The 23,967-nt window shown below is 43.5% G+C and carries 18 protein-coding genes; 11 read left to right on the top strand and 7 right to left on the bottom strand.

What is annotated here, in order from left to right:
• Positions 1 to 33: 33 nt before the first annotated feature.
• The 4 genes from ACVW0P_RS02020 (at position 34) to ACVW0P_RS02005 (ending at position 7,140) form a co-directional block, all read left to right on the top strand.
• Positions 34 to 243, top strand: a complete 210-nt coding sequence (locus ACVW0P_RS02020) for a hypothetical protein (protein ID WP_457130599.1) — start codon at positions 34 to 36, stop codon at positions 241 to 243.
• A 439-nt stretch (positions 244 to 682) separates the two neighbouring features.
• Entirely contained in the window at positions 683 to 3,901 is a 3,219-nt protein-coding gene (locus tag ACVW0P_RS02015; RefSeq protein WP_457130598.1) for a SusC/RagA family TonB-linked outer membrane protein, read from the top strand.
• Between the two features lie 11 nt (positions 3,902 to 3,912).
• Positions 3,913 to 5,337 (top strand): SusD/RagB family nutrient-binding outer membrane lipoprotein, encoded by a 1,425-nt coding sequence (locus ACVW0P_RS02010; protein WP_457130597.1) that lies wholly within the window; start codon positions 3,913 to 3,915, stop codon positions 5,335 to 5,337.
• Positions 5,338 to 6,225: 888 nt separating this feature from the next.
• Positions 6,226 to 7,140 carry a polysaccharide lyase gene (locus ACVW0P_RS02005; protein WP_457130596.1) on the top strand — a complete coding sequence of 305 codons (915 nt, stop codon included), beginning with the start codon at positions 6,226 to 6,228 and terminating at the stop codon, positions 7,138 to 7,140.
• A 59-nt stretch (positions 7,141 to 7,199) separates the two neighbouring features.
• Here ACVW0P_RS02005 and ACVW0P_RS02000 read toward each other — a convergent pair whose 3' ends face one another.
• Positions 7,200 to 8,603, bottom strand: coding sequence for an MBL fold metallo-hydrolase RNA specificity domain-containing protein (locus tag ACVW0P_RS02000; protein WP_457130595.1), 1,404 nt, complete (start codon positions 8,601 to 8,603; stop codon positions 7,200 to 7,202).
• 131 nt (positions 8,604 to 8,734) lie between these two features.
• Between ACVW0P_RS02000 and ACVW0P_RS01995 the strand changes: the two genes are divergently transcribed.
• Both ACVW0P_RS01995 and ACVW0P_RS01990 read left to right on the top strand, forming a co-directional pair.
• Positions 8,735 to 9,106 carry a BlaI/MecI/CopY family transcriptional regulator gene (locus ACVW0P_RS01995; RefSeq protein WP_322229134.1) on the top strand — a complete coding sequence of 124 codons (372 nt, stop codon included), beginning with the start codon at positions 8,735 to 8,737 and terminating at the stop codon, positions 9,104 to 9,106.
• 2 nt (positions 9,107 to 9,108) lie between these two features.
• Complete coding sequence (locus ACVW0P_RS01990) at positions 9,109 to 11,085, top strand: TonB family protein (protein ID WP_457130594.1); 1,977 nt, start codon at positions 9,109 to 9,111, stop codon at positions 11,083 to 11,085.
• 61 nt (positions 11,086 to 11,146) lie between these two features.
• On the opposite strand, the gene ACVW0P_RS01985 is transcribed toward ACVW0P_RS01990, so the two are convergent.
• The 3 genes from ACVW0P_RS01985 to ACVW0P_RS01975 all read right to left on the bottom strand — a co-directional run bounded on the left by ACVW0P_RS01985 (position 11,147) and on the right by ACVW0P_RS01975 (position 14,023).
• Positions 11,147 to 11,839 carry a PAS domain-containing protein gene (locus ACVW0P_RS01985; RefSeq protein ID WP_457130593.1) on the bottom strand — a complete coding sequence of 231 codons (693 nt, stop codon included), beginning with the start codon at positions 11,837 to 11,839 and terminating at the stop codon, positions 11,147 to 11,149.
• Between the two features lie 83 nt (positions 11,840 to 11,922).
• A complete protein-coding gene (locus tag ACVW0P_RS01980) occupies positions 11,923 to 12,078 on the bottom strand; it encodes a lmo0937 family membrane protein (protein WP_354427796.1) in 156 nt (51 codons plus the stop codon).
• 157 nt (positions 12,079 to 12,235) lie between these two features.
• Entirely contained in the window at positions 12,236 to 14,023 is a 1,788-nt protein-coding gene (locus tag ACVW0P_RS01975; protein ID WP_457130592.1) for a M61 family metallopeptidase, read from the bottom strand.
• 242 nt (positions 14,024 to 14,265) lie between these two features.
• Here ACVW0P_RS01975 and ACVW0P_RS01970 point away from each other — a divergent pair, with 242 nt between their 5' ends.
• From ACVW0P_RS01970 to ACVW0P_RS01950, 5 genes are read left to right on the top strand one after another with little or no spacing between them, the layout of a single operon-like run.
• On the top strand, positions 14,266 to 15,339 hold the full coding sequence (locus ACVW0P_RS01970) for an efflux RND transporter periplasmic adaptor subunit (protein WP_457130591.1): 1,074 nt from the start codon (positions 14,266 to 14,268) through the stop codon (positions 15,337 to 15,339).
• Positions 15,340 to 15,344: 5 nt separating this feature from the next.
• Positions 15,345 to 18,467 carry an efflux RND transporter permease subunit gene (locus ACVW0P_RS01965; protein ID WP_457130590.1) on the top strand — a complete coding sequence of 1,041 codons (3,123 nt, stop codon included), beginning with the start codon at positions 15,345 to 15,347 and terminating at the stop codon, positions 18,465 to 18,467.
• Between the two features lie 5 nt (positions 18,468 to 18,472).
• Positions 18,473 to 19,786 (top strand): TolC family protein, encoded by a 1,314-nt coding sequence (locus tag ACVW0P_RS01960; RefSeq protein WP_457130589.1) that lies wholly within the window; start codon positions 18,473 to 18,475, stop codon positions 19,784 to 19,786.
• Between the two features lie 40 nt (positions 19,787 to 19,826).
• The gene (locus ACVW0P_RS01955; RefSeq protein WP_354427805.1) at positions 19,827 to 20,210 is read left to right on the top strand and encodes a response regulator; all 384 of its coding nucleotides are present in this window, start codon (positions 19,827 to 19,829) and stop codon (positions 20,208 to 20,210) included.
• A complete protein-coding gene (locus ACVW0P_RS01950) occupies positions 20,207 to 21,055 on the top strand; it encodes an N-acetylglucosamine kinase (RefSeq protein WP_457130588.1) in 849 nt (282 codons plus the stop codon). The genes ACVW0P_RS01955 and ACVW0P_RS01950 overlap by 4 nt, the downstream gene beginning before the upstream one ends.
• Positions 21,056 to 21,060: 5 nt before the next feature.
• On the opposite strand, the gene lnt is transcribed toward ACVW0P_RS01950, so the two are convergent.
• From lnt to rsmI, 3 genes are read right to left on the bottom strand one after another with little or no spacing between them, the layout of a single operon-like run.
• Positions 21,061 to 22,671: an apolipoprotein N-acyltransferase gene (gene lnt / locus ACVW0P_RS01945; RefSeq protein ID WP_457130587.1), complete on the bottom strand. Its 1,611-nt coding sequence runs from the start codon at positions 22,669 to 22,671 to the stop codon at positions 21,061 to 21,063.
• 6 nt (positions 22,672 to 22,677) lie between these two features.
• The gene (locus ACVW0P_RS01940) at positions 22,678 to 23,196 is read right to left on the bottom strand and encodes a hypothetical protein (protein ID WP_457130586.1); all 519 of its coding nucleotides are present in this window, start codon (positions 23,194 to 23,196) and stop codon (positions 22,678 to 22,680) included.
• Between the two features lie 12 nt (positions 23,197 to 23,208).
• A complete protein-coding gene (rsmI, locus tag ACVW0P_RS01935; protein WP_457130585.1) occupies positions 23,209 to 23,952 on the bottom strand; it encodes a 16S rRNA (cytidine(1402)-2'-O)-methyltransferase in 744 nt (247 codons plus the stop codon).
• Between the last annotated feature and the right edge of the window lie 15 nt (positions 23,953 to 23,967).

Here is a 23,967-nt window from a genome sequence, read left to right as displayed (position 1 = left end):
TTCGCTGTAATAGCACCTATGCAAATCCTTATCATGCAAGTAGCAAAAGGGGCCGAAATGCTGGCTTCGTCTGTTCTTCAGGCTACTTCAAATTTTGGTAACGCGTTGGGGGCTTATCTGGGTGGTCTTCCCATAGCGGCGGGCTTTGGCTATACATCCCCGGAATATATAGGATGTGGGTTAGCTTTTTTGGGACTTCTATTTTGTTTGGCGCTCTACAAAAGGGTAGCGAAACGCATTTAATATGCCATTAATGCAAGCCGCAAATGCTGACTTCAAATAATAAGAAAGGTCAGGTTCAGTAAACATTACCAAACCTAACCCCCAACTCTGCTGGAGGTGCCTGGGAGTTTCTTTAATTCATTCACTACATACAATTATATTTTATCGTTGCCTTTAAAGACAAGCTTCGCTTTAGCCATCAATAACCGCACTTTTTCTAAAGCAGCTAGCGTAATTGGGCAATGCTGCTCTGTAACAATATTAATGCTTTCGACTTAAAATTACCTGTCCAAAGTTTATTTTGGTTGATAAACTTTAAATAAAGTATTGCTTTGGTTAAAAATTCCATAAAAATTATTCTAAATTTAACTTTTAAATAACAACTACATATGCCGAAATTCTAATTGTAAAAACAAACACTCTATTTATGTAAAAATTTCTCCTCACAACGCTTTGCTTAATGTGGTATGGTATATCACTTTTGCAGGCACAAAACATTGCGGTAACCGGAAAGGTTACTGGCAAAGATGACGGATTGGCCGTTATAGGCGCAAGCGTCGGTGTTAAGGGTACTTCTACAGGTACACAAACCGATGCCAGTGGTAAATTCTCACTATCGGTACCAAACGGCGCCATTTTAACATTTAGTTTTCTTGGTTATACACCACAAGAGTTAACAGTAACAGGCCCTGTGCTGAATGTATTGCTTGTACCATCGGCAAGGCAACTTGGCGAGGTTGTGGTAACCGGTGCACTTGGTTTAACCCGTACACGTAACCAACAGGCCTACGCGGCCCAGCAGGTGTCGGGCGAAGAAGTTAGCAAAACCCGTTCTTCAAATTTTGTCGAAGGTTTGTCAGGTAAAGTATCCGGGCTTGAGATTAGACAAAATAATGGGTTGGGTTCTTCAACAAACGTTGTTATACGTGGTGCAAAATCTATAGCTAATTCAAACCAGGCATTATTTGTAGTAGATGGTGTACCTTTTAATAATGGCGCACCTTCCGGCTCAACTATTAACTCTGCAGATCAAAGAAGCGGGCGTGGCGGGTATGATTACGGTAGCCCAATACAGGATATCAACCCCGACAACATCGAATCCATTACAGTACTAAAGGGTGCGGCTGCAAGCGCGCTATATGGTTCACAGGGTTCTAACGGTGTAATTCTTATTACTACTAAAAAAGCTAAAAAGGGTTTAGGCATTGTTTTTAATACAGGTGTAGGTGTAGGGGCTATTGATAAATCAACCTTTACTAAATATCAAAAAGAATATGGCGGTGGCTACGGGCCGGGTTACGAAGACCCAACCGGGTACTTCTGGTACAGGGATGTAAACGGCGATGGCAAGCCAGATTTGGTTACCCCATTAACCGAAGATGCATCATATGGTGCTGCTTTTGACCCAAACTTAAAAGTTTACCAATGGAACGCTTTTTACAAAGGGTTGTCTACCTACGGCCAGGCAACCCCCTGGGTAGCTGCAGCTAATGATCCAAGTACTTTCTTTGAAAAACCTATATCAAACAGCCAAAGTTTATTTATTACTAATGGCAGCGATAACGGCTCGTTCAAATTAGGTTATACCCGTAATAACGATACGGGCATTCTTCCAAACAGCAATATACTTAAAAACGCTATTAACTTTTCGGGATCATACAATATCACCAATAAATTAACTGCCGCAGCTTCTATCGATTATACCCGTACCGATGGCTTGGGCCGTTACGGAACAGGTTACCAATCTGAAAACGTTGTAGGTAACTTTAGGCAGTGGTGGCAGGTTAATACCGATATTAAACAATTGAAAAACGCGTATTACAATAGCCTTGCACAAGGCGAAAACGGTAACGCTACCTGGAACCTAAGCAACTTTGATAACCCAACTGCCATTTACTGGGATAACCCATACTTTGGCCGTTATCAAAATTTTGAAACGGACAGCCGTAACCGCTATTTTGGCAATGTATCGTTAAATTATAAAGCTACAAGCTGGTTAAATATTTTGGGTAGGGTTACGGTAGATAACTGGAACCAGCTACAGGAAGAAAGGCGTGCTGTTGGTACAACCGGCGTTTCAGGTTATTCGAGGCGTAACACAGGTTGGAACGAAACCGACTTTGACTTAATAGCCAGCGCGAATAAAACTGTTGGCGATTTTAACCTGAAAGGTGTGCTTGGTACAAATATCAGGAAACAGCGTTATCAGGATATTTTTGCCATAACCAACGGCGGCTTGATAGTGCCGGGTACTTATGCTTTATCAAACTCGGTAAACACACCAGATGCGCCTATAGAAGCCGACCAGCGCAGAGAAGTGAACGGCTTATATGCAGGTGCTACTATAACCTGGAAAAATACATATACGCTTGATGGTACTTTGCGACGTGATGTTGCTTCAACACTGCCAAAAGGTAACAATGCCTATTACTATCCGGCCATCTCAGCAGGCTTTGTATTTTCTGAGTTGTTAAAAGACTACAATTGGCTATCATATGGTAAGTTAAGAGCTAACTATGCCGAGGTAGGTAATGATGCCCCAATATATAGCACCATTGATACTTATACTATAGGCACACCTATAAATGGTGCGCCGCAGGCCGTTGTTAATTCAACCAAAAATAACCCAACCCTAAAACCGGAGCGTACAAGTAGTTCTGAGTTTGGTTTAGAGTTATCCTTTTTTAACAACCGCTTAGGTTTTGATGGTACTTATTATGTAAATAAAACTGTTGACCAGATCATACCGGTTACTATATCATCGGCTACCGGATATAGCGCGGCTTACCTTAACTCGGGTACGGTTCAAAACAAAGGCATCGAGTTAACGCTGAACGGATCGCCGATAAGGAGTAAAGATTTCTCATGGAAAATCGACCTGAACTTTACTAAAAATAACAGTAAGGTTTTAGAACTGTTTACAGATGCAACAGGCCAGCAGGCACAAAACCTGCAACTGGGCTCTTTCCAGGGTGGTGTAACAATCAACGCCAGTTTAAACCAGCCTTTGGGAACCATACGTGGTACCGACTTTATTTATAAAGATGGCCAAAGGGTTGTTGGCGATGATGGTTATTACTTACAAACCAGCACGGCAAATAATGTTATTGGCAACAGCAACGCTAAATGGATAGGTGGTATCAACAACACATTCAGGTACAAAAATTTAACATTTAGCTTCCTGATCGATATTCGTAAAGGTGGTAGCGTGTTCTCGCTTGATACTTACTACGGGTTTGATACCGGTTTATATCCCGAAACTGCGGGTTTAAACGATTTGGGCAATCCATCGCGCCTGCCAATTGCACAAGGTGGTGGTGTTATTGTTAAGGGCGTTGATGCCAACGGCCAGCCAAATAAAGTGCGTGTAGAAAACACCGGTTCGGGCTTGTACGGTTACGAAACTAACCCTAACGCAGCATTTGTTTATGATGCCGGTTACGTGAAATTAAGGCAAGCGCTTATCTCTTATAGCTTCCCGCAAAGTTTTGTTTCTAAACTGGGGCCTGTAAAAGGTATCGACCTATCTTTAATAGGCCGCAACTTATGGATCATTCACAAAAACCTGCCTTATGCAGATCCGGAGGAAAGCCTAAGCTCGGGTAACTTGCAGGGTTATCAATCTGGTGCTTACCCAACAGTAAGGACGGTTTCACTAAATGCTAAATTCACTTTCTAATGCTTACCTCAATGAAAAAAATAATTACAGCAGTGTTACCCTTGCTTTTTCTGGGGGCCTGCACCAAAGATATAACCAGCCTTAACAATAATCCGAAGCAACCGTCGTCGGTACCGGCTACGGCATTGTTTACACAAGCTCAAAATACTTTAGCCAGTACGCTATCATCGTCAAATGTGTATTTAAATACATTCAGGCTTATAGAACAGCAATGGCAGGAAACTACTTATATTACCGAAAGTAACTATAACATTAAGGATAACAAGATACCTGATGGCATATGGAATGCTTATTACCGGGATGTATTGGAACCTTTTGAACAGTCAAAGGCAAATTTTGCAAAGTCAATTACGTTATCGGCAGATGCCATTAAAACAGATATCGCTATCGCGGATATAATGCAGGTATATACCTATTATTACCTGGTAACTACATTTGGCAATATCCCTTATACCGAAGCACTTAATATTGATAACAAGTTCCCTAAGTTTGATGACGCTTTAACCGTTTATACAGCATTGCTTACCCGTTTAGATGCTGATCTCGCCAACATAACCACAGCTCAGAGCCTGGATAATGCCGACCAGATCTACGGCGGCGACGTGGGTAAATGGAAGTTATTTGCAAATACTTTTAAACTAAAAATGGGTATCACTTTGGCCGATGCAAACAACGGCAAAGCCAAAGCTGTTGTAGAATCGGCCGTGGCGGCAGGTGTATTTACCAGCAACGACGATAACGCTAATTTTAAATTTGCGCTTAACCCACCAAATACCAACCCGGTTTGGGTAGATCTGGTACAAAGCGGTAGGCTTGATTTTATAGCTTCAAAAACGTTTATAGATCAATTAACTACATCAGCAGACCCAAGGCGTGCCCTGTACTTCACTACAGATGCGTCGGGTGGATATTCGGGTGGTAGACCAGGCACCAAAAATAGTTACGATGCATTCTCTAAACCAAGTACCAAATTAACTGCACCAGACTTCCCGGGCTTATTATTGGATTATTCTGAAACAGAATTTAACCTTGCAGAAGCTGTTGAGCGTGGTTACAATGTACCCGGTACTGCTGCAGACCATTATACTAAAGCTATAACCGCTTCTATAATTTATTGGGGTGGTAGCGCGGTAAATGCTACAGCTTACACAGCGTTGCCCAATGTGGCTTACGCTACCGCTACAGGCACCTACAAACAAAAAATAGGTTACCAAAAATGGCTTGCCCTATACAATAGGGGATGGGACGCATGGATAGAGAACAGGAGATTGGATTATCCTGTTTTAGCGGCACCTGCAAACCCTGTTAGCGGTTTCCCAACACGCTTTACTTACCCGGTTAGCGAGCAGAATGTTAATACTGTGAATTATAACGACGCGTCATCAAAAATTGGCGGCGACGAGGTAGAAACTAAATTATTCTTTGATAAATTTTAATGCTTTTTTGATCAGTTAATTAAAGGGGGCAAACTATATAGTTACCCCCTTTTTATTTGCTCACATTGTAAAACGTATTTTATAATGGCTGGTGGGCTAAACAGTTCTCGGATTCATACGCGCAGTTAAAACTGGAGGTACATGGTATCAAAAGCTAACCCGCAGCGGCTCGGTAGTTATTTATGACCGTATTGGCGGTGGGGTTAGTTTAGGTAAACCAGCTTTTTACCAGTTGTTGTTTTTAGGTGAGCAAGGTAATCTATTGGGGTACTTACAGTATAGATTGCAGGCAAGCATATTGCCTTTAATAATTTGCAGGCTCGTGTTAAACTGGCAGATATTAGTGGGTATATCTTACCCGGTGAACTTGGCGTAACCGGATTTTATGATGTAGGCAGGTTTGGGTTGATAACGACACTTCAAATCAATGGCATAGCGGTACAGGCGGCGGGGTGTATTTTGCGCCGGCATCTTTAATAGTAGTGCAGCTTCTGGCGGGCCACTCTACCGAGGGTTGGTAGCCGTATTTTTTGCTTAATTTTAGATTGTAATTTAAATAATAACGTCCTTTAAAAGCCTTGCAGAAATGCTGGGCTTTTGTTTTTTTGGAGAATGTCGAAGTCACTAAAGCCCTGACCTGCGAAATTTTACGAATACGATTTCGTGAATAAATCCGCCCTGGTTTAATTTAATTATCCTTTAATTAAATAGATTTGATTTAAGCGATACCTGTTGCTTTGCAGTTTAATCAATTGTTTCCTACACTACCATAGGCTGGTAAGTGATCTTTAAATTATGTGGGTTTTCTTAAAAAGAAGGACAATGGCTTTGCTATGCAATTAATTGTGGTATCGGTGTAAATGTGAAACCAATTTAAAAATCATAATTATGAAAAACCAGATCCTAAAAACAGGGGTGATTTTTGCTTTAACAGGTTTAATGCTTTCATCCTGCCAAAAAGAAGCGGATACTAAACAAAAAACCCCTGCAACCGCCACGGATAAGGCATCGGCCATTGGCAGAACAACAAAGGTGGATGCCGTTAATGGCAATTTAAATATCAACTGGAATAACCGCACCAACGGGGCAACGTACACCAGCGGCCAGGCCACCACCGATTTTGGTAACATTACCGGCTGGAACGATAGCCGTGCTTTCACTACCAACGGCAAAGATGGCGTAGGGAGCCGGGTTACTTTGCTTCCGGGTCAATTATCTGGTGCAGGTGGGCTTGTTGCTAATAGCGTACTGCAGTCAGGCTCGGCGTATGAGATGGATTACGACGTAAAGTTCAATAGCCAGTTTAACTGGAGCAGGGGTGGTAAAGTGGGCTTTGGCTTTGGGATAGGCGAGCACAACACCGGCGGCGATGCTGCTTGGGATGGCAATGGCGGCACCTTGCGCCTGATGTGGTACTCGCCCGATTCTAACCCCAACCGCGTTTACTTTCAGCCATACTTGTATTATAAGGATATGAACGGCGGGCCGTCGTCAGGGAATAATTTTGGGGATACTTTTGGCAAAACCTACCCAACAAGCGGTGCGTTGGTTAAAGGGCAATGGTACCACGTGCACCTTTATATTAAAAGCAACACAGGCTCAAATACCGATGGCCACGTACAGATCGTGATAAATGGCACGGTGATACTCGACCAGGATATCCGCTGGACAACCAACGATTCTAAAAGAATGATAGACCAGCTAACGTTCCATACATTCCGTGGTGGCAGCCAAACCTACTGGACAGCCAACACAACAGATTATATCTACTATGATAATTTAACCGTGCACCGCATTAACTAATTGATCCAAACTAAAAAGAGCCTGCTTTAGCAGGCTCTTTTTTATAAGTAATATTCAAATTAATCCAAAACCACCTTTTCATGCTGATAAGGTATTTCAATATTGTTAAAGCCTATCTCTTTTAGCTTTTCGGCAAAGTGCTGCTGTACTTCATACTCGCCATGTACCAGAAACAGTTTTTTAACCAGCTTAGGGTCCTGGCAGGATAAGAAATGAAGCAAATCCTCATAATCGCCGTGTGCGCTCATGCTTTTGATGGATTGCACTTCGGCGTTCACCTGGTATTGTTCGCCAAAAATATGTACCTCTTTTTCGCCGCGGGCAAGCCTGCCGCCCAATGAGTTTGGCTCGGCGTAGCCTACCATTAATATGGTATTTTGTTGATTGCTAATGTTGTTTTTGATGTGGTGTTTCACGCGCCCGGCTTCTGCCATGCCGGATGAGGATATAATAACGCAAGGCCTTACATCATTATTAAGAGCAATAGATTCCTCGGTAGACTGGATAAATTTCAGGCCCTTAAACCCAAATGGGTCGGCATCAACTTTCATCACTTCTTTAACATCATTATTATATACCTCGGGGTGATCCTTTAATATTTGGGTAGCTTTTTCTGATAGCGGGCTATCTACATAATAAAGTACATCGGGCAGTTCACCCTTCAATTCCAAAGCATTAAGCGCATATAAAAGTTCTTGTGTGCGGCCAACGCTAAACGCAGGGATAATTACTTTCCCTTTTTTCTCGATACAGGTATGTTTGATGATCTCTAATAAAGCATCCTCGATAGGGCCAATATCTTTATGCAGGCTGTCTCCATAGGTAGATTCCAGTAAAATGTAATCGGCCTGCGGGAAGGTTTGTGGGTTTTTTAAAAGCAGATCGCCGTAGCGGCCAACATCGCCGCTAAAGGTTATGTATGTTTTTTTTTCGTTCTCGGTAGCGGCAATGTGTACTGCGGCACTGCCTAAAACGTGGCCCGCATCGGTAAATTTAAATTTAAGGTTCTCATTAATATGGTATTCCTTGTGGTAGTCAACTACCTTAAACTGGCTTAATGCGGCAACAGCATCTTCTTCGGTATATAACGCTTCCAGCAGGGGCTGGTTATTCTTTTTTCGCTGCTTGTTGCTGTACTCTACATCCTGCATCTGGATCTTGGCCGAATCCATTAGCAGGATCCTCGCTAGGTCCATAGTAGCAGCCGTGCAATATATAGGCCCTTCAAAACCTTCTTTGACCAAACGGGGTATCAACCCGCAATGATCGATGTGCGCGTGCGAGAGTATCAGGTGGTCAACCCTTTTCGGGTTAAAGCCAAAGTGCTCGTTCATATCTTCGGTTTGTTCGCCAAGCCCCTGGAACATGCCGCAATCTAAAAGTATACCTGTACCGTCCTGTAAGCGCAATAAGTGTTTGCTGCCGGTTACGTTACGGGCAGCTCCGTGAAATGTAATATCCATTTATAATAGGTTGTTTTGGAGAACCAAATAGACAAATAAAAGTTTAATAATAAATAAACTAAACGTTTAGTTGTTAAATTAGTTTATATGACATACCTTAGTACTAACGTAATAATAATCATCTTAATTAAATGGAAATAAAAGATTTAACCCGCGCCGAAGAACAAATTATGCAAGTGCTGTGGCAGCTGGAAAAAGGCTTCGTAAAAGATGTTTTAGACGTTTTACCCGAGCCGAAACCCGCCTACAATACGGTATCAACCATTATTAGGATACTGGAAACCAAGGGCTTTGTAGACCATAATGCTTTTGGCAAAAGCCACGAGTATTACCCTATAGTAAGCAAAGAGCAATACAAAAACTTTGCTGCCGATAAATTGCTGAGCGGGTATTTTGACAACTCGGTAAACAGGATCCTTTCCTTTTTTGTGAACAAGGAAAAAATTAACCTGAAAGAGGCCGATGAGATCATGAAACTGATTGAAAAACTAAAAGACAAATAGTTATGAACTGGTGGCATTATTTATTGCTGGTAAATATTTACCTGACGCTGTTTTTCGGCTTCTATAGTTTATTGCTGCGCCGCGAAACGTTTTTTCAACTTAACCGCGTGTACCTGGTTGGTACGGCCATCCTTTCGTTTTTTATCCCCCTGATACAAAGCGAGTGGGTTAAGGGGCTTTTCATAACCCAAAAAGTTCAATACAGTATTTACGGTAGTAACGCCATCACCATAACAGACCTTGCCCCCATAAAAGATAACCCCATAACCATAGGCCAGGTGCTGGTAGGGCTTTACGCGGCAGGGGTGTTGATATTAGCTTTAAAGCTTATCATTCAACTTATACTATTACAACGAATAATTAAAGACCCTACGCCATCAGTATCCTATTCTTTTTTTAACAAGATAAGGGTAAGCGAGGGTATAGATGGCAAAGAAGTTATAGAGAAACACGAGCTGGTGCATGCCCGCCAATTCCACTCAGCAGACGTGCTGATCATAGAAGCGGTGATGATCATCAATTGGTTTAACCCCGTGGTTTATCTGTACCGATTTGCTGTTAAACACGTGCACGAGTACATCGCCGACAGGCATACGCTTAAAGCAGGTACTAACAAGGCAGAGTACGCATTGTTATTACTGAGCCAAACGTTTGCCACGCCGGCACACCAATTAGTTAACCCATTTTACAATCACAGTTTACTAAAAAAACGGATCATGATGTTACAAAAAAACAGATCGCAGCGCCTAAAGCTTATCAAATACGGCTTGTCGGCACCGCTATTTATACTAATGCTGGTACTTTCATCGGCAACTATCGAGAACAGTAAGGCTATAAATGCCATTCACAACCATGCAGAACTGGTTTTTGAAGCCCCTGCAAAAGCGGTGTTAGCCGACACTGCCTACAAAACAACCATCGTTACTTACGACCCTAAAAAGGACAAGTTGCCTACAGCCCCGGCTGATACCATTCCTGAGGAGAATAAGAACCAGATTTTTAGCGCGGTAGAACAATCACCAAGTTTCCCGGGAGGGCAAACGGCTTTCAGCCAATACTTAGCTAAAAACATAAAGTACCCTGCCGAAGCTGTGAAAAACAAGGTTGAAGGCCGCTCTGTTTTGACCTTTGTGGTAGAGAAAGATGGTTCGCTATCAGATATTAAAGTAATAAGATCATTAGGGAGTGGCACCGACGAAGAAGCAGTGCGTGTACTTAAAGGTTCGCCAAAATGGAAACCGGGTGTACAAAACAAACGGTTGGTACGTGTGCAATATTCGGTACCTGTAGCCTTTTCGCTCGGTGTTAAGGTTGATGCGGATGGTAAACCACTTGGCAATAAAATTGGTGCATCAGGTAAGGTAACAAATAGCAACGAAGTGTTTAGTAAGGTAAACCAGGTGCCCGAATTTCCGGGTGGCGTAGCTGCCTTTAGTAAATGGTTTGGCATGAGTGTTAGGTACCCTAAAAATGCAAGAGAGAACAATATTCAGGGCCGTGTTATTTTGGCGTTTGTGGTTCAAGAGGATGGCTCACTTGCAAATATCAGAGTGCTTAGAGGCGTAAGCGCCGATATAGACCAGGAAGCCCTACGTATAATGGGCACCAGCCCCGCCTGGACACCAGGAAAGATAAAAGGCGAACCTGTTAAAGTAACCTATACTGTCCCAATAAATTTTGCCTTGGCTGCCGATGATGATAAACCAGCTAAAGTAGGTTACACACCTGTAAAAAGTTATAATTGGGTAGATACAAGTCACGTTGCACCTTTAATAAAAATACGTAACGGCCACGGTACAAACCCGCTATATGTGCTTAATGGGGAAATCATCAAACAGGAAAAAATGCAATTGATCCCAACGGGCAATATAGAAAGCATATCCGTACTAAAAGATAAATCAGCAACCTCGCTGTATGGCAAAAGCGGAGATAGTGGTGTGATACTCATCACCACTAAAAAAGGATTGTTAGGAAAATAATCAGTCAGTTAGTTTTAATACCTGGCCGGCTTGTGAAAACAAGCCGGCCTTTTTTTATTTGCTAAAGCAGCGGTCCTTTATCCCGGGCTTCTTTTTCCTCGCGCAGGTTGCGCATAATTTTAGTAAAGCCGCGGTGTTTGCTATCCTCATCCTGTAGCGGGAACACCAGGCCGCTGCCCCAAAAGCGCGAACCATCTTTGCGCATATGGTATCGCTCGTCAATGGCGCGGCCATCTTTTAGCGCGGTAGATAATTCAAATCCGGGGGCGCCTATGGCCACATCCTCTGGGGTGAAAAATATATCGGCGCACTTGCCTATCGCCTCCTGTTCGGTGTAGCCCAGCACCCGCTGTGCGCCACTGTTCCAGCTATTGATGTCGCCGTTTTTATCGGTGGTTATCACGGCATAATCCTCCAGGCTATCTAAAACCTGGTGAAAAAAATCTTCGCTCATTCTAAAGTAACTATCTTCAAAAATATCCTCCCCGGTTATGTTTTGGTTAAGCGTGGCATAATCCACTTCAATGGTAACCCCGTCTACACCGCAAGCAAGCTGCATAGGCTCGCCCGTTATTTTGTAAAAAGTGTTAAACCCATCGGGCAGGTTGTTAAGCTTTGGTTTTTCGCGCACAGGTTTTAAAACCATGTTTGACGCCGCCGGCGATGATGGGTCGTCATGTGTGCTTGCCAAAACATAGGTATAACCCTTTTCTATCAGGTCGCCAAGTAATTGTGGAGTGAATGGTATTTTCATGGTTGGGTCAATTTTGTTGAGGATCGTGTGCTTACACAAAAGGCCGGGACATAGCCCAGCCTTAAAATCATTTTTCGGATGGTTTATACAGCCGTAGGCCTGCGGATGATGCCAAATATTACGGATATAACCGCAATAACAAGCAATATGTGTATAAGGCTACCCACAGCAGTAAAGAAAAAGCCAATTGCCCAGCCTATTAATAAAATTACAGCTATCGTATATAATAAAGAGTTCATGGTTAATGTATTAAAATGTTTTTCCGTAGGTTTTTTAATACAATGTTAAATAGATATAAAATGTTTTATATTTTTTTCCTTCAACTAAAAGGAATGGTACCCACAAAAAAGCCTCTTTGCAATTTGCAAAGAGGCTTAGATACCTATAAGCGGCTAATTACAGCTTAAGCCATTTTTTGCGTACCGCTAATTGCTGCGGTGTAGCATTTGGTAATTCGGTAATGGTGTATTTAACGTTATCGTTACGTTTTAGGGTAACAGGTATTTTAACTGCCTGCCCATCACGGCTAACAGTCACCACAATTTTGTCGCCCACTTTTTTTCCTTTAATAGCAGATATGTCGGTAACGGGGGTGTCATCAATATTGGTGATCTGGTCGCCAACGTTAAGCCCGTCAACCCAACCTGCGCCATCGCGGAAAACCGTTGTTATGATGTTACGGGTATTAACCGCGACACCTAAATCGGCATTGTTGGTAGATGCCATCTCATCGGCTAACTTATAGCCTGCATAATCCAGGTATTTATCATACTTAATAGCAGATAAGCCATTAATGTACTGCGCGTAAAAATCATTCAGGTTCTTACCCGCGAATTTCTCAAAACCCGCTTTAAACTCCGCATCGGTATAACCACGTTTTTTGCCTTTGTAATATGTGTCGTACATGTACTTCATTACATCGTTAAGGCTGTATTTACCATCGCTGTTGTTTATTATCTCAAGGTCCAACAACATACCTATCACCGCGCCTTTGTCATAGTAAGAGATGCCTGTGTTGTACGAATTCTCGTTGGGGCGATAGCTTTTTATCCACGCGTCAAAGCTCGATTCTGATAGCGGCTGTACTTTGGTACCCGGTTGGTTTTCTACCGTGTTGATATCGCTTACCATATCACCCAGGAAAGTTTCGGTATTTGACAGGTCTGCGTAGCGTAAAATAATGTTTTGGTAGTAAGCCGTAAATCCTTCTGCTATCCAAAGGTTGGTGGTGTAGTTCTCGTTGTCGTAATCAAACGGGCCTAAAGCAATTGGGCGTAAACGTTTCACATTCCACAGATGGAAATGCTCGTGCGCAACCAAACCTAAAAAACCGTGGTACGTACGTTCGTTTGTGTAACCATCACGCGAAGCGCCTAAAACAGTAGAGCTTAAGTGCTCTAAACCGCCACCGTTGCGTAATTTGTTGTGAACGATAAAGGTGTAATGCTTGTTGGGGTTTTCGCCAAAAACAGCCGCCTCAGCTTCGATGATCTTGGCCATATCTTTCTTGAGGCGTTCTTTATCATAGTTGCCGCCGCCGTACATGGCAACTTCGTAATGCGTGTTCGCAACATCAAAGTCAAACACATCCTGGGTGCCAATTTCTAATGGAGAATCATACAGGATATCGTAGCTTGGGGCGGTGCGGGTAAATGCATCGCCATTAACCATTTCAAGGCTGGTAGATACCTTATTCCAATCTTTGTAAGGCTTTATAGTGATAGTTGATGGTTGTGCCAGCATGCCTTTAGGAAACAGGAAGATGCCTGTTGTAGAAAGGAACGCGTGCGATACATCGATAAAGCTGGTACGTACCGATAGCTCGAAAGCGTAAACTTTATATTTTACCGTTACCGACGTAAGGCCGGTAGTATTTATCTTCCAGGTATTTTTATTGATCTTGGGCGCAGATACCACTTTGCCATTAGCACTAACGCTAAGCGATTCGATGTTTTTGGCAAACTCCCTTACCAGGTATGAGCCGGGCGCCCAAACAGGCATTTTAACTTCAAGCGATGGTTGTGCCAGGCCCGATATGGTCATTTCTACATCTACATAATGTGCCTGTGCTTCGGGGAAGCTAACTTTGTACGATATTTTAGCAAGGCCAGCCGCGCTGCCCGTGGTTACATTCATAAAAAAGAGGGTTAAAAGTACCAGTGCTGTTAGTTGCAGTTTTTTCATGCGGCAAGTTATAAATTTTATGTTTTTAAATAAATGGGGCAAAAACAGTTGTGATGTAAAATGGTTGATACATGCAATCAAATTGATAGCTAAGCAGTTAATATTGCAAGTTCAAACAAGTATGGCTGTTGTTTGTGTTGCACCAATTAGGTACATGCACGGGTTTTAACAGTTTATAATTACATATGGTTTGCATTTTAAAAACATAGACCAATGGGTACTAATAACAATTACAAGCAGATATGAAAGCAAAATACATCATCTATACGTTACTTGCGCTGCTTGTTGCATTTTTAATTTATAACAAATTCTTCAGTAAAAAAGGTAAGGAAAATTCCGCTGCTGCTGCCAGTAAAGGCAAGCGAAAAAACGGCCCTGTATCGGTTAATATCATGGTGGTTAAGGATACCGCCGTTAGTAATCAAATAGATATCACTGGTACCATTGATGCCAACGAACGTGTAAACCTGATAAGCCAAACCGCCGGTAATATTACCGGGATATATTTTAACGAAGGTGCCCGTGTAAAAAAAGGGCAGCTGCTGGTAAAAGTTTACAACCAGGATTTGCAAGCATCCTTACAACAATACCAGGCGCAAATGGTACTTGCCCGCGATATCAACAACCGCAATAAGATCTTATACCAAAAAGAAGCTGTGAGCAAAGAGGAGTACCAAACTTCGCAATCGTCGCTGCAATCCTTACAGGCACAGGCAGATGTTGTGCGCGCCCAAATAAGCCGTACCGAGATCCGTGCGCCGTTCTCTGGTGTTATTGGTTTAAGAAATGTTAGCCCGGGTGGTTACCTTTCGCCATCTACATCAATTGCTACACTCGTAAATATCGACCCGGCAAAAGTTACCTTTTCGGTACCTGAGCGCTACCTGCCAATTATTGGTACGGGCAGCAAGGTTAGTTTTACGGTAGAAAGTTCGAGGGATAACTTTAAGGCAACGGTGTATGCTATTGAGCCCGCGTTAGATGCCAACTCCCGTACCATTACAGTACGTGCAAAAGCACCAAACCCCAAAAATGCTTTAACAGCGGGAGCTTTCGCCAAAATTAATTTAACGCTCGACCAGATCCCCAAGACCATTATGGTGCCAACCGAGTGTGTGATACCCGATCTGAAGAGCAGCAAGATCTATTTATATAAAAATGGTATAGCGGTAGCTAAAGATGTGAAGACCGACTTGCGTACCGATACCAAGATCCAGATAATAGATGGCCTTAAAGCCGGCGATAGTATTGTAGTATCCGGCTTGATCCAGATCCGCCCTAAATCGCCGTTGAAGATCCTTAAAGTTATCAAATAACCAATATGAGTTTATCTTCCGTAAGTATAAAGAGACCCGTATTGGCAACAGTTTTATCTGTTGTGATAGTTGTATTTGGTGTAATTGGGTACAAGTTTTTGGGGGTGCGCGATTTCCCTTCGGTAGATCCGCCTATAATCTCCGTATCTACAAATTACTCGGGTGCCAACTCGGATGTTATCGAGTCGCAAATTACCGAGCCATTAGAAAAAGCTATTAACGGTGTGCCGGGTATCCGTAATATCTCATCAACAAGTTCGGTTGGGTCCAGTAACATCACTGTAGAATTTGATTTGGATGCAGACCTTGAAACAGCGGCTAATGACGTGCGCGATAAGGTATCGCAGGCGCAACGCCAGCTACCACAAGATATTAACGCCCCGCCGGTAGTTACCAAAGCTGATGCCAGCGCCGACCAGATTATCACCCTTACCGTTAGCAGTAACACCCGTAACATCACCCAGGTAGATGATTACGCCGAAAATGTATTGCTGGAGGGGTTGCAAACCATCCCCGGTGTAAGTACCATTAATGTACAGGGCCAGCGCCAATACGCCATGCGCCTTTGGATAGATCCTAATAAACTATCATCGCTTGGCCTTACCGCTACCGATATTGGTGCCGCATTGGCCCGCGAGAACGTGGAGCTGCCAGCCGGTAAAATTGAAGGTAATAATACCGAGATCACCATCCGCGCGCTTGGTAAACTGACTACTGAAAAAGAGTTTAATAACCTGATAATCCGTGCCGATAGTAACCGCGTTATCAGGCTTAATGATATTGGCTATGCGGTCCTTGGTTCTGCAAATGAGGAAACATCGTTGAAAGAATCCGGCGTGCCGATGGTTGGTTTGGCTATTGTGCCACAACCGGGAGCTAATTACGTACAAATTGCAGAAGATTTTTATAAACGTTTAGAGCAGATCAAGAAAGACCTGCCGCCCGATATTACCGTGAAAGTAGCTTTGGATAATACGAAATTCATCAACAACTCCATTACCGAGGTAAAGGAAACGTTGCTGATCTCGTTCATTCTGGTGGTAATAATCATCTACTTGTTCTTTAGAGACTGGCTTATCGCTTTCCGCCCGTTAATAGATATCCCGGTATCGCTGATAGGGGCATTCTTTATCATGTATGTATTTGGGTTTTCTATCAATATCCTAACCTTACTGGGTATTGTGCTTGCCACGGGTTTGGTGGTAGATGATGGTATTGTGGTAACGGAGAATATCTACAAAAAAGTAGAGGCAGGGATGGCCATCCGCAAGGCGGCTTTTGAAGGTAGCGCCGAGATTTTTTTCGCGGTGGTATCTACATCGGTAACCTTAGCCGCGGTGTTTTTGCCTATAGTATTCTTACAGGGCTTTACAGGCAGGCTGTTCCGGGAATTCGCGGTCGTCGTCGCCGGGGCGGTATTGATCTCGGCCTTCGTGTCATTGTCGTTAACACCGATGCTTAACGTAAAGCTGATCCGTAAAAACCAAAAGAAATCGAGGTTTTATGAGTGGAGCGAACCTTTCTTTGTAGGCATGACCACCGGTTATACCGAAACACTGGTTAACTTCATGAAAAAAACGTGGGTGTCATGGGTGATACTTGGCGGCTCATTGATATTAACCGGCGTATTGTTCAAAATAACACCGTCAGAGCTTGCCCCGCTTGATGACCGCAGCCTTTTGCGTTACTCGGTTACCGGGTCTGAAGGTGCTACTTACGAATATATGACCCGCTATATGGATAAGGTGGCTAACCTGGTTGCCGATTCTATCCCCGAAGCTAATGTGAACCTCGAGATCGTATCGCCATCGTTTGGTGGTGGTGGTTCTGCCAACTCGGGCTTTGGGCGTGTGGGTTTGGTTGCCCCGGATGAGCGTGACCGTACCCAGCAGGAACTTGCCGACTGGCTAAATAAAAAATTGACCAAAATGCCTGACGCCCGCGCCATTGTGGTGCAGGAGCAAACCATAAGCGGTGGTGGTAGCGGCGCGCGTACTTCGTTACCCGTGCAATATGTTATCCAAAACCAGGATTTTGAAAAGATAAGAAAGGTGCTTCCCGAGTTTTTTGCGGAGGTATCTAAAAGCCCTGTTTTCCAGGGATCGGACGTTAACCTGAAATTTACTAAGCCCGAGCTTAGGGTTACTACAGATCGTGACCGTGCCCGAGACCTGGGTGTTTCGGTTGATGATATCGCCCAGACGCTACAATTGTATTACAGTGCCGGCAGGTTAGATTATTTCTTGATAAATGGTAAACAATACCAGGTAATAGCCCAGGTAGACCGCGCCAACCGCGACCAGCCTTTAGACCTTAAATCTGTTTACGTACGCAGCAGCAAAGGCGGCCTGGTACAATTAGATAATGTGGTGAAGGTGGCCGAAAGCGCCAGCCCGCCGTCTATTTATCACTTTAACAGGTATAAATCGGCAACGGTACAGGCAGGGCTTGCGCCGGGCCAAACGGTAGGGGATGGTATTGCCGAAATGGAACGCATCAAAGCCAAGTTACTGGATGATACTTTTAGCACCGCGCTTAGCGGCCCGTCAAGGGATTTTGCCGAGGGTTCATCAAACATCCTGTTTGCATTTGGTTTTGCTTTGCTGCTGATATACCTGGTGCTTGCCGCACAGTTTGAAAGCTTTGTAGATCCGTTTGTTGTGATGCTTACCGTGCCTTTGGCAATCTCCGGGGCATTCCTGTCCCTTTGGTTGTTCGATCAAACTTTTAACATCTTCAGCCAGATAGGTATCATTACCCTGGTAGGTTTGGTAACCAAGAACGGAATTCTGATCGTTGAGTTTGCCAACCAGCGGATGGAGCATGGTTTAAGTAAATATGATGCTGTTGTCGAAGCCGCGACATCGCGTTTGCGCCCGATTTTGATGACCAGTTTGGCAGTAGTGCTCGGTTCCGTACCAATCGCTTTGGCATTAGGTGCAGGTGCAAAAAGCCGTGTATCGTTAGGTATTGTAATTATTGGCGGGATGTTGTTCTCATTGGTGTTAACGCTTTATGTTATCCCAACCATGTACATGGTGTTCGCATCCAAAACCCGCCGCGACCCCGACCATGAGCCGGAAGAGGAAGTTGAACCAAAAGCTCCGTTATTAATTGAAAAACTTTAAGCAACATGAATATTAAAAGAATTATTTGCTTGATCTTTTGCTGTGCTACCGTTGCAGGGGCATGGGCGCAGGATGCCCCGTTGCTTACCCTAAAGGATGCCGTTGAAATAGCACTAAAGAACAATTACAACATAAGGCTATCGCAAAACAACGCTACCATAGCCGGCAATAACGTTACGCTTGGTAACGCGGGCTTTTTGCCTTTAGTTACCGGCGATGCTGCTTTGAATAACAGTAACCAAAAAATAAAGCAAACCCGCACCGATGGTACGGTTAACAACCTTTCTGCCAATAACAGCAATAATAACTACGGCGTAAACCTCAACTGGACGATTTTCGATGGCTTTAACATGTTCGCTAATTACGATATGCTGAAAGAGCAGGATAAACTTGGTGCCATCCGCTTGCAGGATACTATTCAAAGCACGGTTGCCAATGTTATTAATACTTACTACAACCTTATCAGCCAAACGGAGCAGATAAAAGCTTTAAGCGGTGCTATCGAGATCTCTCGCACGCAACTGCGCTATTCTAATGATAAGTTTACAGTGGGCCGGGTTTCAAAGCTGGATGTTTACAATGCCCAGGTAAATCTGAACACAGATACTTCCAACCTGGTAATTCAGTTGCAACAGTTCCGCCAAACCAAGATCCAAATGAACCAACTGCTGGTGCGTAACCTGCAAACAGACTTTACCGTTGGCGATACCATAATGGTAAACAATACACTGATACTGGGCGACATCATTGCTAAAGCCCAGGCGCAAAACCCCGATATATTATCAGCCCAAATAAATAAACGCTTGGCCGAGATAAGTTTAAGGCAGGTTAAATCAACGCGTTATCCGGTCGTCGGCGTAACATCGGGCTACACCTTTACTAATAGCAAAACGCCCGCGGGCTTTACACTTAGCCAAAACTCACACGGTTTTGCTTACGGCTTAACGGCATCCGTAAATATATTCGACGGGCTTAATCAATGGCGGCGCGAGCGTAATGCCAAACTCCAAATTGCCAATGCCGACCTGAGCCAAAAGCAGGTAATGCTGGATGTAGAAGCCCAGATAAGTAATTTTTATGTGGCTTATTTATCGGGTTTAGATTTGATAAGAATTGGGCAATCCAGTGTGGAACTTGCCCGTAAGAACCTGGAGATCTCGTTAGAGAAATATAAGATAGGCAACATCACCCAGTTAGAGATCCGCGAGGCGCAAAGGAATTATTTGGACGCGCAATCCAAGTTTTTTTCGGCGCAATATCAGTCAAAAATGGCCGAGGTTACCTTGCAACAAATAACAAACAGCATAAATATTCAATAAACTATATTTAATTGCTTTAAAAGTTTATTTTTGAACAACGATGCCTGTTCACTTCAACACATGCCTGCTCATTGATGACAATTATATTGACAACTTTGTTACGCGCAAAATTATTGAAAGTGCCAACTTCGCAGATAATATAATTGTAATACAATCGGCACACGATGCCATAAACGCCCTGCGCGAAGGCAGCGTTAAGCCCGACGCCATTTTTCTGGACATCCGCATGCCTATGATGAGTGGGTTTGAGTTTTTAAAGGAATACGAAGCGCTTAATTTGGATAATAAGGACGCGGTGAAGATCTTCATGCTTTCATCATCCCTTGACCCAACCGACATGAACAACTCAAAAAGCAATAAATACGTTGCCCAGTTTGTGCATAAGCCGCTTACCCGCGAGGTGCTTGAGGAACTTTGTACATGATATTAGTAGCAGACAGTGGATCTTCTAAAACAGACTGGCTGCTATCAGTGCCAGGGCAAGAAAACAAGGCATTTAAATCGGCCGGCCTAAACCCATACTTTTTAACCGAAAAGGAAATAGTAAAGATTATACAGGAACAGGTACCAGAAATGGTTGCCATGGCTGCGGATATAACCGAGATCTATTTTTTTGGAGCGGGCTGCTCCAGCCCGGATAGGCACGAAATAGTATCAAACGCCATCAGTACATTAATACCTAACGCCTATGTAAGTGTAGACAGCGATCTGCTGGCTTCGGCATACGCCACCTGCGGGCACGAGAAAGGTTTTTGCTGCGTGCTTGGCACCGGGTCAAACATCTCTTTTTTTGACGGCGAGGACATCCACGACGGGCAGCATGGCCTTGGCTATGCACTGGGCGACGAAGGCTCGGGCACCTGGTTTGGCAAGGCCCTGGTAACAGATTACCTTTACGGCAACATGCCCGACGATATTAACAATAAGTTTAAGGCAACTTATAACCTGCAAAAGGAAGATGTTATCATCAATACCTATCAAAAACCCCGCGGTAACTCTTACCTGGCATCATTCTCTAAATTTTTAACGGAGATCCGTACCTCAGAATACGGGCAGGACCTGCTAAGGAAAGGCTTGTTGGAGTTTGTAGATACCAATATCAAATCGTACCCACAATTTGATAAGTTCAAATGCCATTTTGTAGGCTCCATTGCCTATGTTTTTGCCGATGAGTTAAAAGCCGTTTGCGAAGAGAACGATGTGCATATAGGCAAGATCATCCGCCAGCCAATTCTGGATCTAATGGAGTTTATAGTGAAGAGGGGATAGTCCACTTAGTGGCTAAAACTCTTTTTAATCCCGATCAAAAAGATGCCTAACACGGCTAAAAAGCTCGCAATCTTTGGAAGGTAATCGCCGTACGCTACATAAAACGTTATGTCGGAGTTTAAGTTGATGTCCTGCTTTAATGCGGTACGCACCCACCACTTGCTTTGCTGCACAATATCGCCCCGCTGGTTGATGAATGCCGAGATGCCCGTATTGGCCGAGCGGCAAACCCAGCGGCGGGTTTCAATAGCGCGTAACTTGGCGTAGTCCAAATGCTGGTCCTTACCGGAAGTATTTTCCCACCAGCCATCGTTGGTAATAATGGCGATGAACTGTGCGCCCTGTTTTACGTATTTAGACACCCATTCGCCATAGATAGATTCATAACATATCACCGGCGCGGCGCCTATCCCGCTTTGCGAGTATAGTACGGTTGGTTCCGTTTGAATCCCATAAGCGCCGGTTGCGCCGCCCAAATGCTCAAAGGCTGGTTTTAAGAAAGATAAAACATTCCCAAAAGGCAACGACTCAGCTCCCGGTACTAATCGCGATTTATGATAGAACTGTACTTTGGATGAATTCTCGATATTAATAGCCGCGCTAAAACTATCGAAAAACACACCCGGCTGTTCCGGTAACGGGCTTGCAGTTTTAGTTGCTCGCTTGGTGTAAAATTTATGTGTTTCGCCTCCTGTTAAAACGTTAGCGTTTTTAAACCTGTTCAAAAACTTTTTTACCTGCAGATAGCTGTTTTCGGTATAGATATGGTCTTCGTCCATATCCTGCGAGATAGCTGTTTCGGGCCAGATAAAGTACTCGGTATTGCGCTGCCCAATAGAATCTGATAGGTGTGTTAGCGTTTCTATTTGATTATAAACAGGGATCTCCGCTTTGAGGTAAGGATCTACATTAGGCTGAGCCACCACGATATTAGATGGGTTTATCTGCTCTTTGTAGCTATAGTATTTGAAAAGCGATAGGCCTAAAGGTAAGATCAAAACCAACGTAAAACTTATAATTAGCTTCTTTCGGGTTTGTTTAGACTGTTCTTCGCGTAAGCCAATATAAAGCAGAAACAGCAAGATATTGATGGCCCATACCCAAATGGTGCCGCCGTAAACACCAGTATATTCATACCATTGTACCCATTTATGTGAGGTGGCAAAACCGTTACCCAGCGTCATCCACGGGAAGTTTAAGTCCCAGCTTTGGTGCAGGTATTCGTAACCTATCCAAAAACAAACCAAGGCAACCAAGGAAATTGCTCGCCCGGAGATAAGCCTAACCCGGTAATATAACCAGCAAGCCGTAGCCATTAACAGCGGCCCAAGCGCGTAAGGTATCAGCGTTATGGGTATAGCTACAATTGGGCCAATTACTTTTAGTGAATTGTACACCCAATAAACGCAAAGCGTATTCCAGATGAAGAACCCGATGAATGCGGTGTTAAAGATCTTTTTACCCTTCCCGGCAACATCCGATTGAATGATGTTCTCCATAGCCAGCAACATCGGCACAAAGCCCACAAATAAAAAGAACGTAGTATATTGCGTAGGCGGCCAAGCTACCCACAGCAGTAAACCGGAGAATATAGAGAGTAGTAGGTTTTTTTTCATTTGTTGTTAAGTGCCCTGTGCAATGGTCGTTAATTCTTTAACCAAATTTTCAACGCCCAATTTTTTTAAATTTTTATAGCGATATATAAGCCCGTATTTCTTGTCGAAATCGTTGCTTCCGTTTTTATAAGCGATAAACAGATCTTTTTGCTCTATAAGTTCAATTACCATTTCTTGTCCATTTAAGGTGCCAAACAATGCAGGTTTAGTAAGCTCCCATACCGACTTTGGATACGGGCGAACACTAAAGTTAAATTGGTCGATTAAAATTATTAAATGTTTATTGAAGTATCTTTCCCTGAAGAACCAGTTAATACAGCCAATCAAAATCATCATTAGCACGACAATACATCCTGCAAATATTCCAAATCCTATTGGTAATGTTATCTTATCGAATAAAGAATACCTCGACAAACCGAAAAACAACATGCAAGCTATAAATACAGCCATAATGGAAGTAGTGATTATGAAGGCTATTTTAAGTTGCTTTAAATTATATGCAACAAAGCTTTTAATTGTTTCCATTACTTTAAGTCGCTAATCTTCGTCATCATCATCCGCATATTTGTTTTTCTTTTTATCATTTTCGGCAGGAGCGGCACCTGCAACGCATATTACAAACTCGCCTTTAAGCGGGTGCGTTTCAAAATAGGTTTTAACCTCGGTAACTGTACCCCTTACAGTTTCTTCAAACATTTTAGTCAGCTCGCGCGATACGGAAAGCTGGCGGTTGGCACCAAAATAGGTTGCCATTTCATCAAGCGTTTTTAATAAACGGTGCGGCGACTCGTAAAGTATAAAAGTGCGTTCTTCTGTCGCCAGGAATTTATAGCGGGTTTGGCGGCCTTTCTTCAATGGCAAAAAACCCTCAAAACAAAACTTATCGGTAGGGAAACCCGAGTTGACTAGCGCGGGCACAAATGCCGTTGCGCCCGGCAGGCATTCTATTGGGATGTTGAATTTTAAAGCCTCGCGCACCAGGAAAAACCCGGGGTCGGATATGGCAGGCGTACCGGCATCACTTATCAACGCTATATTTTGTCCCATCAGCAAAAACTTGATGATCTCGTTACTGGACTGGTGCTCGTTATGCTGATGATGCGCAAACACCTTGTTTTGGATGTCGAAATGTTTTAGCATCGGTGCCGATGTACGTGTGTCCTCGGCCAGTATCAGGTCGGCCTCCTTTAAAATGCGGATAGCCCTAAAGGTCATATCCTCGAGGTTGCCAATGGGGGTGGGTACTAAATATAGTTTGCCGGATGGTGTGGTAGCGTTCATGGTTCATGGATCATA

It is taken from the genome of Mucilaginibacter sp. UYNi724 (genome assembly GCF_054057495.1).
Note: the sequence above shows the minus strand (reverse complement) of the source record. Positions and strands in the feature narration are given on the sequence as shown.

What these genes read in the sequence shown, in the direction of transcription:
- ACVW0P_RS02015 (WP_457130598.1), top strand. Translation starts at nt 683, where the DNA reads ATGTGGTATGGTATATCACTTTTGCAGGCACAAAACATTGCGGTAACC.
- ACVW0P_RS02020 (WP_457130599.1), top strand. Translation starts at nt 34, where the DNA reads ATGCAAGTAGCAAAAGGGGCCGAAATGCTGGCTTCGTCTGTTCTTCAG.
- ACVW0P_RS01985 (WP_457130593.1), bottom strand. Translation starts at nt 11,839, where the DNA reads ATGAAAATACCATTCACTCCACAATTACTTGGCGACCTGATAGAAAAG.
- ACVW0P_RS01965 (WP_457130590.1), top strand. Translation starts at nt 15,345, where the DNA reads ATGAGTTTATCTTCCGTAAGTATAAAGAGACCCGTATTGGCAACAGTT.
- ACVW0P_RS02000 (WP_457130595.1), bottom strand. Translation starts at nt 8,603, where the DNA reads ATGGATATTACATTTCACGGAGCTGCCCGTAACGTAACCGGCAGCAAA.
- ACVW0P_RS01960 (WP_457130589.1), top strand. Translation starts at nt 18,473, where the DNA reads ATGAATATTAAAAGAATTATTTGCTTGATCTTTTGCTGTGCTACCGTT.
- ACVW0P_RS01975 (WP_457130592.1), bottom strand. Translation starts at nt 14,023, where the DNA reads ATGAAAAAACTGCAACTAACAGCACTGGTACTTTTAACCCTCTTTTTT.
- ACVW0P_RS01940 (WP_457130586.1), bottom strand. Translation starts at nt 23,196, where the DNA reads ATGGAAACAATTAAAAGCTTTGTTGCATATAATTTAAAGCAACTTAAA.
- rsmI (WP_457130585.1), bottom strand. Translation starts at nt 23,952, where the DNA reads ATGAACGCTACCACACCATCCGGCAAACTATATTTAGTACCCACCCCC.
- ACVW0P_RS01980 (WP_354427796.1), bottom strand. Translation starts at nt 12,078, where the DNA reads ATGAACTCTTTATTATATACGATAGCTGTAATTTTATTAATAGGCTGG.
- ACVW0P_RS01970 (WP_457130591.1), top strand. Translation starts at nt 14,266, where the DNA reads ATGAAAGCAAAATACATCATCTATACGTTACTTGCGCTGCTTGTTGCA.
- ACVW0P_RS01955 (WP_354427805.1), top strand. Translation starts at nt 19,827, where the DNA reads ATGCCTGTTCACTTCAACACATGCCTGCTCATTGATGACAATTATATT.
- ACVW0P_RS01995 (WP_322229134.1), top strand. Translation starts at nt 8,735, where the DNA reads ATGGAAATAAAAGATTTAACCCGCGCCGAAGAACAAATTATGCAAGTG.
- ACVW0P_RS02005 (WP_457130596.1), top strand. Translation starts at nt 6,226, where the DNA reads ATGAAAAACCAGATCCTAAAAACAGGGGTGATTTTTGCTTTAACAGGT.
- ACVW0P_RS01950 (WP_457130588.1), top strand. Translation starts at nt 20,207, where the DNA reads ATGATATTAGTAGCAGACAGTGGATCTTCTAAAACAGACTGGCTGCTA.
- ACVW0P_RS01990 (WP_457130594.1), top strand. Translation starts at nt 9,109, where the DNA reads ATGAACTGGTGGCATTATTTATTGCTGGTAAATATTTACCTGACGCTG.
- lnt (WP_457130587.1), bottom strand. Translation starts at nt 22,671, where the DNA reads ATGAAAAAAAACCTACTACTCTCTATATTCTCCGGTTTACTGCTGTGG.
- ACVW0P_RS02010 (WP_457130597.1), top strand. Translation starts at nt 3,913, where the DNA reads ATGAAAAAAATAATTACAGCAGTGTTACCCTTGCTTTTTCTGGGGGCC.